This window comes from Mesorhizobium sp. B2-4-18 (genome assembly GCF_006441385.1).
GTDB classification, from domain to species: Bacteria; Pseudomonadota; Alphaproteobacteria; order Rhizobiales; family Rhizobiaceae; genus Mesorhizobium; species Mesorhizobium australicum.
The window spans coordinates 14,876-25,998 of record NZ_VFUW01000003.1 but is presented as its reverse complement, the minus strand read 5'-3'; the positions used below and the strand labels follow the sequence as shown (position 1 = coordinate 25,998).

At 64.6% G+C, this 11,123-nt stretch carries 10 protein-coding genes; 4 read left to right on the top strand and 6 right to left on the bottom strand.

All coding sequences use genetic code 11. The features are described 5' to 3' along the window. Positions 1–98 precede the first annotated feature (98 nt). Positions 99–632 carry a TetR/AcrR family transcriptional regulator gene (locus FJ527_RS07180; protein ID WP_140712751.1) on the top strand — a complete coding sequence of 178 codons (534 nt, stop codon included), beginning with the start codon at positions 99–101 and terminating at the stop codon, positions 630–632. A gap of 54 nt (positions 633–686) precedes the next feature. Here FJ527_RS07180 and ugpC read toward each other — a convergent pair whose 3' ends face one another. The 6 genes from ugpC to FJ527_RS07150 form a co-directional block, all read right to left on the bottom strand. Continuing rightward, positions 687–1,763 (bottom strand): sn-glycerol-3-phosphate ABC transporter ATP-binding protein UgpC, encoded by a 1,077-nt coding sequence (gene ugpC / locus FJ527_RS07175; protein WP_140822438.1) that lies wholly within the window; start codon positions 1,761–1,763, stop codon positions 687–689. Further along, positions 1,750–2,688: a PfkB family carbohydrate kinase gene (locus FJ527_RS07170; protein WP_015315436.1), complete on the bottom strand. Its 939-nt coding sequence runs from the start codon at positions 2,686–2,688 to the stop codon at positions 1,750–1,752. The genes ugpC and FJ527_RS07170 overlap by 14 nt, the downstream gene beginning before the upstream one ends. Continuing rightward, positions 2,688–3,710: an SIS domain-containing protein gene (locus FJ527_RS07165; RefSeq protein WP_140822436.1), complete on the bottom strand. Its 1,023-nt coding sequence runs from the start codon at positions 3,708–3,710 to the stop codon at positions 2,688–2,690. Before FJ527_RS07165 ends, FJ527_RS07170 begins: the two co-directional genes overlap by 1 nt. After that, positions 3,707–4,552: a carbohydrate ABC transporter permease gene (locus FJ527_RS07160; protein ID WP_140822434.1), complete on the bottom strand. Its 846-nt coding sequence runs from the start codon at positions 4,550–4,552 to the stop codon at positions 3,707–3,709. Before FJ527_RS07160 ends, FJ527_RS07165 begins: the two co-directional genes overlap by 4 nt. Continuing rightward, positions 4,552–5,436 carry a sugar ABC transporter permease gene (locus tag FJ527_RS07155; RefSeq protein WP_140822432.1) on the bottom strand — a complete coding sequence of 295 codons (885 nt, stop codon included), beginning with the start codon at positions 5,434–5,436 and terminating at the stop codon, positions 4,552–4,554. The genes FJ527_RS07160 and FJ527_RS07155 overlap by 1 nt, the downstream gene beginning before the upstream one ends. 187 nt (positions 5,437–5,623) lie before the next feature. After that, on the bottom strand, positions 5,624–6,862 hold the full coding sequence (locus tag FJ527_RS07150) for an extracellular solute-binding protein (protein WP_015315440.1): 1,239 nt from the start codon (positions 6,860–6,862) through the stop codon (positions 5,624–5,626). Positions 6,863–7,078: 216 nt separating this feature from the next. Between FJ527_RS07150 and FJ527_RS07145 the strand changes: the two genes are divergently transcribed. The 3 genes from FJ527_RS07145 (at position 7,079) to FJ527_RS07135 (ending at position 11,121) form a co-directional block, all read left to right on the top strand. Then, complete coding sequence (locus tag FJ527_RS07145) at positions 7,079–8,293, top strand: ROK family transcriptional regulator (protein WP_140822430.1); 1,215 nt, start codon at positions 7,079–7,081, stop codon at positions 8,291–8,293. 105 nt (positions 8,294–8,398) lie between these two features. Next, positions 8,399–10,009, top strand: coding sequence for an inorganic phosphate transporter (locus FJ527_RS07140; RefSeq protein WP_015315442.1), 1,611 nt, complete (start codon positions 8,399–8,401; stop codon positions 10,007–10,009). Between the two features lie 89 nt (positions 10,010–10,098). After that, positions 10,099–11,121, top strand: coding sequence for a transporter (locus FJ527_RS07135; RefSeq protein ID WP_181166298.1), 1,023 nt, complete (start codon positions 10,099–10,101; stop codon positions 11,119–11,121). Positions 11,122–11,123 lie beyond the last annotated feature (2 nt).

The following is an 11,123-nucleotide window of genomic DNA, read 5'->3' as shown; positions in this document are numbered from 1 at the left end:
ACATATCGACTGCGGGTCCCGATTTCAAATAGTGGCGGTCTTACTGTACCGTCTGGACGGTCTTGTCAATTGGGCCTAAGCTTGCGATGGGAGGCGCCATGAGAGCCCAACGACCGAACTCGCGCGAGAAGATTCTCGCCGCGGCGGCTGATGTTGCCCGGGAATCCGGGCCCGGCAGCCTGTCGCTCGATGCCGTCGCCAACCGCGCCGGCGTGTCGAAGGGCGGGCTGCTCTACAACTTCCCCACCAAGGCGAAATTGATGCAAGGCCTGGTCGAAGGCTATCTGCGCGATTTCGAGCAAGCGCTGGAATCCGCCAACAGCAACGACAAGGGCAAAAATCCCCTCGCCGTCTATATCAAGCTGTCAGCCGAGGATTGCGAGGAGAAGCAGCCATCGGCGTCCTGGATATTCTCGGCGATCGCCGAGGATCCCGATTTCATGATGCCGATCAAGACATTCAAGCGGCAGCTTTTCGAGCGCCTGAAGGGCGAGGCGCCGGACCTCAAATCCCTTCTGGTCTGCTATCTCGCCATTGAAGGACTGCGCAGCATGAACCTGTTCGATTCCGACGTGCTGTCAAAGGACGAACGGGACCTGCTGGTATCGTCACTTCTCGATATCGCCAAATAGGCTTGCCTGCGCGCGAGGAGGACGACGCTGCCGCGATCGTTCAATCGACGGCGCTTACAGGGCCTTGCCCGTCGAAGGATCGAACAAGCGAAGCGCGGCCTCGTCGAAGGCGAGGTTGCGCTGTTCGCCCTTGGCGAATTGGGCCCGCGGCGGCAGGCTAGCCGTCAGCCGTTGCGTGCCGATCCGCGCCGTGGTGACCAGCTCGGGCCCGGTCAGTTCGACGACCTCGATCTCCACGGGCAGTGACGGCTCCGCGGCGGCTCCGGTCGCCGCACGCAGCGCTTCCGGCCTGATGCCGACGACCATTTGTGCGCCCTCGCGTGCCGCATTCGCATAGCGTGCCGGCACTGGGATCCGTACATCGGATCCGGCAATGGCCAGCTTGCCGTCGGTGACGGTGGCCTGCAGCATGTTCATCGACGGCGCGCCGACAAAGCCGGCGACGTACAGTGTCGCCGGGTCGTTATAGATCTCCTCGGGGGTGCCGAGCTGCTCGATCCGGCCGTCGCGCATGACGGCGATGCGGCTGGCCAGCGTCATCGCCTCGATCTGGTCATGGGTGACGTAGACGACGGTCGTCCGCAGCATTTGGTGCAGGCGCTTCAATTCCGTGCGCATTTCCAGGCGCAGTTTGGCGTCGAGATTGGACAGCGGCTCGTCGAACAGGAAGACCTGTGGCTTGCGCACCAGGGCCCGGCCGATGGCGACGCGCTGGCGCTGGCCGCCGGAAAGCTGACTCGGCTTGCGGTCGAGCAGAGCCTCGATCTGCAGCAGCCTTGCCGCTTCGTTCACCGCCCTGTCGCGCTCGTCGGCCGCGACGCCGCGCATCTCCAGTCCAAAGCCGATGTTGCGGCGCACGGTCAGGTTCGGATAGAGCGCGTAAGACTGGAAGACCATGGCGATATCGCGGTTCTTGGGGTGGACGCCGAGGATCGAGCGGCCACCGATCAGGACGTCGCCGCTGGTCGCCTCGGCAAGGCCGGCGATGATGTTGAGAAGCGTCGATTTTCCGCAACCCGACGAGCCGAGCAGCACCAGGAATTCACCGCTCTGCAGCGCGATGTCGATGCCTTTCAGCGTCTCGACGCTGCCGTAGCTCTTGCGGATGCCGCGGATTTCAAGCGCGCTCATGCATGGGACCCTCAAACTGCACTGGCCCGCCATAGTTGCGGGGCAAGGTGGAAATGGCGCGCGAGGCGACGTGCGTAGCGGCGCGGAGGCAAGCGGACAGCGGCCGTTCCTGTGCCAATGCGGCCAAGAAGGCGGCATTGAAGACGTCGCCGGCACCGATCGTGTCGACCACCCTGACGTCGGGCGCGGCGGCTTCGACGAGAGTGCCGTCCGGGCTGATGGCGATGGCGCCGCGTGGCCCGCGCTTGACGACGAAGGTCGCGCCTTGCCTCATGCTGGATCGGATTTCACGCGCCGCTTCCGCCGGACTTGGCAACCCCGCCAGGGTCACCGTCTCAACCTCGTTGAACAGCGCCAGCGCGCAGCGCGACAGCCATGTCCTCGTCGCGGCGCAATTGGCCGCGGTCCAGCCATCGATCGGCCAGCCTGTATCGAGTGCCACGGCAACGCCGTGGCTGTCGGCCCAGTCGAAAAAAGCATTGTAGTCGCGCGTGAGGTCTTCCGTCAGGAAGGAGCCGCAGAGCAGGGCGTAGCCACCGGAGAGTACGGGGCCGTCGAGAACCGACAAGACATCGGCGAGGCCGAAGCGTGGCAAGTGCCCGCGTGTGGTGAAGAAGGTCCGTTCGCCATCGGGGTGGGTCATCCCGACCGACAATGTCGTGCCTTCGGGCCGGATAGCCCATTTCGCGGCGCGGACGCCAAAAGCCTCACCAAGCCAGCGGCCGAACTGGTCGTCACCGACATTGGCGGCAATCGCAAAGTCGACGCCCAGCGCTTGCCAGGCGAGCCCGGTGTTGCCGGCCTGGCCGCCGACGCGCAATTCGTCATGGTCGACGACGGTCTCGGTTCCCGCCTTCGGCCATGGCGCGACCGGGCCGACGATCAGGTCGACATTGACGTTGCCGATCACCGCGAGCGGGCGCATCACTCGCTCCTGGTGATCTTGGTGGTGCGCACCGGCGTGCCCGCATTGTCGACGCGACCGTCCGCGAAGGCGATCATCAGGCGCTGTGCCACCGGCAGCATTGCGAGGATAGCGGCCATCCCCGAGGCTGGTTTGAACGAGAGCGTGACGGCCCCGGCGACCGGCGTTTGTCCGGACGCGTCGAAGATGACCAGCGGCGCGCCGGTTTCGACCACCGAAAGTGCCATCGCTGTCACCAGCTCCGAAGTCGGGTCGGCACCGCGAAACAGGATGACGCCGATCTGAGGGCCAAGCATCTCCATCGGCCCGTGCCGCAACTGGCCGCCCTCGAGCGAAAAGCAGGGCAGCCGCGACAGTTCGGTCAAGCCAAGCGCCAGGGCTTCGGCCACGCCCTGCAGGCGACGGCCGGAGGTGACGATCGTGGCCACCTTGCCAAGCGCGGCGAGTGCTTGGGCGATATCGCAATCCTGCGGAGCCTCGAGCATGGCAAGGGCAGGGGCCGGATCCTCGCCCAGAGCCGCGAGGATGGCCAGGTGCAGGGCCAGGGTCACGGTCAGGCTGCGGGTCGCGGCGAAAGCCAGTTCGGTGCCGCCGGCGCCGACCAGGCAAGGCGCGGTGCGGGCAAGAAATGAACCGCCTTCGAGCGTCAGGCCGAAAACGTCCGAGCTGCCGCCGGCCTGCGCAAACCATCTGACGAGTTCGGCGCTCTCGCCGGATTGCGAAGTCACAAGCACCGTCCGGTCCGCCAGCGGCAATGGCTGGCCGAGCTGCTCGGACAGTGGCAGCGCCAGCGCATCGATGCCGAGTGCACGATAGAGCGGCTCGACGGCACGGCCGACCGCATGCGAGCCGCCCATGCCAAGCAGAAGCAGGCGGCCGCTCTTCCTGATCGAAGCGGCGACGTCTGCCGCCATGGCAGCGTTGTTCTCGAACGAAGCACGCGCATCGGCGTGCTGGCGCGCCATTTCGCGGTCGATGGCGGTCAGTCCGGCCGGCCGTTCTTTATCTGCAGTCATGTTCATCCTTTCACACCGCCGCTGGTCAGGCCCGAGATCAGCGCCCGCTGCATGACGAGGCCGATCAGCACCGGCGGCAAGGCGGCCAGCACGCCAGCCGTTGCAATCAATCCGTAGTCGGAAACACGGCCGCCGGCCAAATCGGCGATGGCGACGGTGAGCGTCTTGGCGCGCTGGTCGGAGGTAAACAGCAGCGCGTAGAAGAATTCGTCCCAGGCCAGCAGCACGGCGAACAGTGCCGATGTCGCCATCACGGGCGCGGCCAGGGGCAGTGTGATGATGCGCAGTGTCTGGAACAGGCCGGCGCCGTCGATCATCGCCGCCGCCTCGATCTCGCGCGGGATGGGATCGAAGCCGGATTTCATCAGCCAGGTGGTGAAGGGCGCCAGTATGGTGAGATACACCAGCGCCAGGCCGAAGACATTGTTGAGCAGGCCAAGATGCGACAGGCCCATATAGAGCGGCACGGCGAGCGCCACCGGCGGCAGCATGTAGGTGGCGATGACCATCGACAGCGACCAGCCGATCGCGGGTGTGCGCGAAACCGCCCAGCCGGCGGGGATGGCCAAGGCGAGTGCCGCCAGCGTCGCCATGGCGGCGATCTCAAGACTGTTGCGCAGCGACGAGGTGAAGGCGGCGCCGGCGCTGTTTTCGGCCGTCGACAGCAATTGCTGGTAGCGGGAGAAGTCGGCTGCCTGCGGCCACCAGCGCAGCGGCTTGGCGGCGAGATCGGCGGCCGGCGAAATGCTCATGATGAACAGCCAGGCGATAGGCGCCAGGATGATCGCGGCAAGCAGCAGCGCGCAGGCATAAATGAAGACGGTGAAGGCGAGGCTCTTGCGCTCCATCAGGCGGCGCTCCCGGCGGTCTTTCGCACCAGGGCGGCGTAGGCGACGGCGAGCAGTGTGACGAGCAAGGTGACGATCAGCGCCAGCGACGCGCCCGAACCGGCGCGCTGGAAGGAGAACGCTTCCTGGTAGACGAGGATCGAGAGTGTTCGCGTGGTGTTTGCCGGACCGCCGCGTGTCATCACCCAAATGATATCGAAGACCTTGAAGGCCTCGATGGTGCGCAGCACCAGCGCCACCATCAGCGGGCCGGCGAGATAGGGCAGGATGACGAAGCGGAAACGGTTGAACGGTCCCGCTCCATCGACGAGCGAGGCGGCGGTGATGTCACGCGGCACCGCTTGGAGGGCGGCGAGCGCGATCAGCGCCACCAGCGGAAAGTTCTTCCAGCAGTCCGCAACGATGAGGGCAGCCAGCGCCGTTCCCGGCTCACCGAGCCAGGACCGATAGGCGTCGATGAGGTGCAACTGCGTCAAGGCGGCATTCAGCGCGCCATATTCGGGATTGTAGATCAGCCGCCACAGCGTGGCGTTGACCACCGTGGGCAATGCCCAGGGCAGGATCATCAGGGCGCGCAGGAGCGCGCGCCCACGAAACTCCTGGTTGAGCAGCAGGGCGGCGAGGACGCCGATCACCATTTCGGCGGCAACCGAAATAATCGCGAACAGGGTCGTGGTGATCAGTGTGCGCGAGAAGTTGGTGCTCGACAGCATGTTGGAATAATTGTCGAAGCCGACAAAATCGCCAGCCGTGCCGACCAGCTTGGCATCGGTGAAGGAGAGCCCGACCGTATCGACCAGCGGCCAGCCGATGACGGCGACCATGACCACGAGCAACGGCAGCATCAAAAACCATGCGCGGGTCGTCATCCAGGTGCTCGACATCAGAGCAGCCTCTCTTCTCTCATCTGTGATCTGGACATAGCACGGGCGGCACTCGTGCATGACCCCGGAAATCGGAGGCCGATTTCCGGAAAGGATCATGCGCAAGATAGAAAGTGCTACAGCGTTTTTTGCGCGTCATAAGGGACGCAACGCTGTAGTGCCGCCCGTATCGAACGACTGGCTTGTCTCAGAGGCCGCTGTTCTGCGCGGCGGTCTTCAGAGCGTCTTCCGGAGAAGACGTACCAAGCAGCGATTCCTGGATTGCCTGCTGCAGCGCGGTCGACAGCTCCTGGTATTTCGGCGTGGTCGGACGCGGATACATGGCGGCCAGGCCGAGCTTGGCGGCGGCGATCAGTTCTTCCTGGCCCTTGGTGACCGTAGGGTCGTCATAGGACGAGGCCCAGATCGGCAGCGAGAGCTTGGCGTACTGGTTCTGCGTCGCCTGCGAGGTCATGAAGGTGATGTACTTCCAGGCTTCGTCCGGATGCTTCGAGACCGCGGTGACGCCGAGACCCATCGAACCGTTGACGGCCGACACCTCGCTGGTGCCGGCAACGCCCGGCGCCGGCACGACGCCGACCTTGCCGGCCACCTTCGAGTCCTTCGGGTCGTTGGCCATGTTATACATGTAGGTCCAGTTCAGCGCGAAGGCGGCATCGCCGTTTTCGAAAACCTTGCGCACGTCCTCTTCGAGGAATTCCTTGGAATTGGGATTGGTGAGACCCGACTTGTAGCTGTCGACCATGTATTTCAGGGCCAGCAGGCCGCCGCCATTCTGGAAGTCCGGCTTGCCGTCCTTGAGGAAGTCGCCGCCATAGGCGCTGACCAGCGTGGTGTAGTCGCAGATGGCCGCTTCCGCCTGCGACCAGCTCCACGCGATCGGCGTCTTCAGCAGGCCCTTGTCCTGGATGATCTTGGCCTGTGCGCCGAGCTCCTCCCAGGTCTTCGGCGGGGCCTTGATGCCGGCCTTTTCCAGAATATCCTTGTTGTAAAACAGGTATTTGGTGTCGAGGATCCACGGCATGCCATAGGACTTGCCGTCATACTGCACCGTGGTCCAGGCGCCGGGCAACACGCCCTTCTTCATGTCGTCGGTGATCTTGGAAGACACATCGACCAGAACCTTGTTGGTGGCGTATTCGGCCGGCCAGATGACGTCGAAGAGGACGACGTCATAGCCTCCGCCCGACCCTTGGGCGAGCACGGTCTTGTCGTGCAGGCCCTCATAGGGGACGAATTCGAGATTGACCTTGACGTCCGGATTGGCCTTGGTGAAGGCGTCCGTCATCGCACGCACGTCGGCCTCGCTGTAGGCGGCCTGCGCCATGAAAAGCGCGTTGAGCGTCGTCTCGGCGAAAGCGTGGGGGACGAACAGTCCTCCGGCAAAAACAGCGCCGACCAGTGTCTTGGTGATCGTCTTAAGCATTTTCTTCTCCCATTGCAGCGTTGACGGGCCGGCGCTGCCAGACGTTTGGCATCGTCTTCCCGGGTCCATGTCGCGTGACCTGATGGTGCCGGCTGACCAGTGGCGGCAGCAGAAGCCTTGGCCATCTTGTTTTGCGGTGCTCGGTTCACATTAAGTCAACTCGCTTGACTTAATTAGTCGATCAATATTCTAATGGTGTCAAGTGGGGAAACGCCGGTGGACGACATCAGCCCGATTCGTGCCAAGAGCGGCACCAACCAGGAAGGCACGAGCGCGCATAACCGCCGTGTCATGGTCGAGGCGTTGCGTCTCAATGGCGCGCTGTCGCGGGCCGATTTGGCGCGGGCGACGCAGCTTACCAAGCAGGCGGTTTCCAACATCATCGAGGACCTGGAACGCGACGGCCTGGTCGTTGCGCTCGATGCGGTGCGCAAGGGCAGGGGGCAACCGTCGACCCCCTACAGGCTGGTGCCGGAAGGCGCTTTCGCCATCGGCCTTCAGATCGACCGTCACCTGACGCGTGCGGTCGCGGTCGACCTGATGGGCAGCGTGCTGGCGCGGGCCGAGGCGAACCTGCCTTTCGATGAGCCGTCCAGAGGCGTCGAGGTGATCCTCGGCCTGATCGATGGTGTCCGGCGCGAACTGGCCGGTATCTCGTTGCAGTCGGAAAAACGCCTCGTCGGCCTGGGTGTCGCCATGCCCGGACCGTTTGGCCTGAAAAATTCGGATGACAAATGGATGATGCCGGCCTGGCAGAAGTTTCCGCTGCTGGACATGCTGGCCAAGGGCACGGGACTGAATGTCGGCCTGCAGAACGATGCCGCCGCCTGCGCGACGGCCGAGCGCATCGTCGGCGCCGCGCACGGCGTCGACCACGCAGTGTGTCTTTATGTCGGCTATGGCATTGGCGCCGGACTGATGCTCAACGGCGAACTGTACAGCGGCGGCCATGGCAATGCCGGCGAAATCGGCATGGCCTTGCTGTCGCCAGCCGGTCCCGGCTCGACACCGCTCGAACATCGCGCGTCGCTCGCCTCGCTCTACCAGCATCTTGGCCTCGATCCCGCCGACGAGGACCTCTACGGAAAGATCGGCGCGCTGGCCGCGGCGGGTGATGTGAAGATCATGCGCTGGATCGAGGGCGCGGCCCATGATCTGCGCTGGAGCGTGCATCTCATCGAAACCATCTTCGACCCACAGACAGTCATCCTGACCAGCGGCGCGCCGGAAGCGCTGGCGCGCCGGCTTGTCGAGGCCATGCATCCGCTGCTTTCGTCGATCGCCGACCGGCCAGGCCGGACCTTGCCACGCCTGCAGCTCGGCACAACCGATCCCTGGTCGATCGCGCTGGGAGCCGCGGCGGCGCCGATCAGCCGCGCCTTCGATCCGCTGTTCTCGGCGATCCTGAAGACACGCTCCGGTCCCGCCTGAAGGCGACCGCGCGTAAGGCCAAGCCTCTCCCGGCGTCACACAGGGTTCATCGTCCGGACATAGCGTCTTTTCCAGTTCTTTGCTGCAATGCAATAGGAGTGGGACATGGTGGACATAGTTTCTAGTGAGGCGGGCATTCCAAGGCCGGATCATCCGCTGGATAGTTCGGGTGGCGCGAAGTGGTTCCTGCCGGTCTTCGGTGTGCTGGTGCTGGTCGGCGTGGTCTATGTCGGCTACGCGCTTAGCCAGGACCTGGCGGTGGCCAAGACGGTGCCGTGGATCCTGCTCGGCATCGCCTTGCTGATCGCGCTCGGCTTCGAATTCGTCAACGGGTTCCATGACACCGCCAATGCGGTGGCGACCGTCATCTACACACGCTCGCTGCCGGCGGAGTTCGCCGTCATGTGGTCGGGCGCCTTCAATTTCCTCGGGGTTCTCACTTCCAGCGGCGCGGTCGCCTTCGGCATCCTGTCGCTGCTGCCGGTCGAGCTGATCCTGCAGGTCGGTTCTTCCTCCGGCTTTGCCATGGTGTTCGCACTGCTCGTAGCCGCCATCCTGTGGAACCTCGGCACCTGGTTCCTCGGCCTGCCGGCGTCGAGCTCGCACACGATGGTCGGTTCGATCATAGGTGTCGGCCTCGCCAACCAGTTCATGGCACCTGCCGGCAGCGCTACCAGCGGCGTCGACTGGTCGCAGGCGACCAATGTCGGCGTGACCCTGCTGGTGTCGCCGATCATCGGCTTCTTCGCCGCGGCGATCCTGCTCTACGCGATGAAGCTTCTCGTCCGCAATCCGGCGCTCTACGAGGCGCCGAAAGGCAATGCGCCGCCGCCCTGGTGGATCCGCGCGCTGCTGATCTTCACCTGCACCGGCGTCAGCTTTGCGCATGGCTCCAATGACGGCCAGAAGGGCATGGGCCTGATCATGCTGATCCTGATCGGCGTGGTGCCGACGGCCTACGCGCTCAACCGCACGCCCGACATCAACTATCTCGAAGCCTACAAGTCGGCCTCGGTCAGCGTGGAGACCGCGCTGGGCAAATATGTGAAGCCCGGTGTCACCGTCGCCGATGCGAAGGATGCCAAGGCTGCCGTGCAGGATGCCGTGCGCACCCGGAGCTGGAGCGACAAGACGACCGTCGCTCTGCAGAGCTACATCCACAACACGACGGCCGAGCTGCAGCCTTACGCTTCGGTCGACACCGTGCCGACCGATCTGGTCAGCAACGCCCGCAACGACATCTATCTGATCGGCGAGGCGCTGAAACTGATCGACAAGAAGCAGTTGCTGCCGATGGAGGCCGCCGATCTCAAGGCGGTGACCGACTATCACAAGGCCGTCGACAACGCGACGAAGTTCATCCCGATCTGGGTGAAGGTCGCGGTGGCCCTGGCGCTTGGCCTGGGCACCATGGTCGGCTGGAAACGCATCGTCGTCACGGTCGGCGAGAAGATCGGCAAGAGCCACCTGACCTATGGCCAGGGCGCTGCCGCCGAACTCGTGGCGATGGTCACCATCGGCATGGCCGACCGTCTGGGTCTGCCGGTGTCGACGACCCATGTGCTGTCGTCCGGCGTCGCCGGAACCATGGCGGCCAACGGCTCGGGCCTGCAATGGTCGACGGTGCGCAACCTGCTGCTCGCCTGGGTGCTGACCCTGCCGTGCTCGATCACGCTGGCCTTCGTGCTGTTCATCATCTTCCGCCAGGTGTTCTGAGCGGGCGAAGCGACAACACTACCGACGGCGCCACAATGGCGCCGTCTCGTTTTCCGGCGACAGGTTCGCGACCATTTCGGGCGGCAGTCATGAACGACGCATCGCATCTGGCCTTGCTTGCCGTCGACGACCAGCATCCGGCGCCTGGCCTGGTCTGGGCTTATCACCGCTTGCCAGGCAAAACCCCGGTGGCGCTTGCTCCCCGCGATATCGGCGCGGCACTGGCGATGCCTGGCTGGGTCTGGCTGCATGTCGATCTCGTCGATCAGCGCGCCCATTCCTGGGTCAGCCACGCCTGCGCCTTGCCGGCCTCTGCCCATGCAATCCTCGAAGGCCATGAGGACAGCCCTGCGCTGGCTCATGACGATGGTGTCGTCCATGGCATTTCCGCCGACCTGCACAGCGAAATCGCGCGTCAGTCGACGACCATAGGCAGGTTGCGCTTCGCGGTTTCGGAGCGGCTGCTGGTGACCGGCCGCCGCCATTCGCTGGCAGCGGTCGAGGAGGTGCACAAGGCACTGGCCGCGGGGCTGCGGCCCGCCACCGCCTTCGAACTTTTCGAGGCGATCGTGCTGGCGTTCTGCAGCAGCACCAGCCTGCGGCTCGCTGCCGCCACCAAGCGGCTCGACGAAGTGGAAGATCATTTGGTGACCGAGCGGCTTGCCGACGAAAGGCGGCGGCTGAAAGATGTTCGCCGTCTGGCGGTCTCCCTGCACCGCCCGATCTCGGCGCTGGCGGCACTTTTCCAGGACGAGGACCGCTCGGACTGGAAGCTGTCGGCGGGGGCGCACGAGATCCTGCGCCGGCTTACCACGCGGCTGGAAAGGCTCGACCGCGAAGTCGTCATGGTCAACGACCGTGCACGGCTGTTGCAGGAGGAGGTCGCCGCCGAGCTCGCGGACGAATCCAACCGCAGCCTTAAGGCGCTGGCTGTGATGAGCGCGCTGCTTCTGCCGGGCTCGCTGATTGTCGGCATGTTCGGCATGAACACCGCCGGGCTGCCGCTTACGCAAACGCCGGGCGGATTCGAACTGGCGCTGTTGATCGCGGGGGGCGCGACCGGCCTGTTCTACTGGCTCCTGCTGAGAGCCGGCGCCAATCTTAGGTTCTGAGC

What these genes read in the sequence shown, in the direction of transcription:
- ugpC (WP_140822438.1), bottom strand. Translation starts at nt 1,763, where the DNA reads ATGAGCGCGCTTGAAATCCGCGGCATCCGCAAGAGCTACGGCAGCGTC.
- FJ527_RS07150 (WP_015315440.1), bottom strand. Translation starts at nt 6,862, where the DNA reads ATGCTTAAGACGATCACCAAGACACTGGTCGGCGCTGTTTTTGCCGGA.
- FJ527_RS07180 (WP_140712751.1), top strand. Translation starts at nt 99, where the DNA reads ATGAGAGCCCAACGACCGAACTCGCGCGAGAAGATTCTCGCCGCGGCG.
- FJ527_RS07170 (WP_015315436.1), bottom strand. Translation starts at nt 2,688, where the DNA reads ATGCGCCCGCTCGCGGTGATCGGCAACGTCAATGTCGACCTGATCGTC.
- FJ527_RS07165 (WP_140822436.1), bottom strand. Translation starts at nt 3,710, where the DNA reads ATGAACATGACTGCAGATAAAGAACGGCCGGCCGGACTGACCGCCATC.
- FJ527_RS07135 (WP_181166298.1), top strand. Translation starts at nt 10,099, where the DNA reads ATGAACGACGCATCGCATCTGGCCTTGCTTGCCGTCGACGACCAGCAT.
- FJ527_RS07155 (WP_140822432.1), bottom strand. Translation starts at nt 5,436, where the DNA reads ATGTCGAGCACCTGGATGACGACCCGCGCATGGTTTTTGATGCTGCCG.
- FJ527_RS07160 (WP_140822434.1), bottom strand. Translation starts at nt 4,552, where the DNA reads ATGGAGCGCAAGAGCCTCGCCTTCACCGTCTTCATTTATGCCTGCGCG.
- FJ527_RS07140 (WP_015315442.1), top strand. Translation starts at nt 8,399, where the DNA reads ATGGTGGACATAGTTTCTAGTGAGGCGGGCATTCCAAGGCCGGATCAT.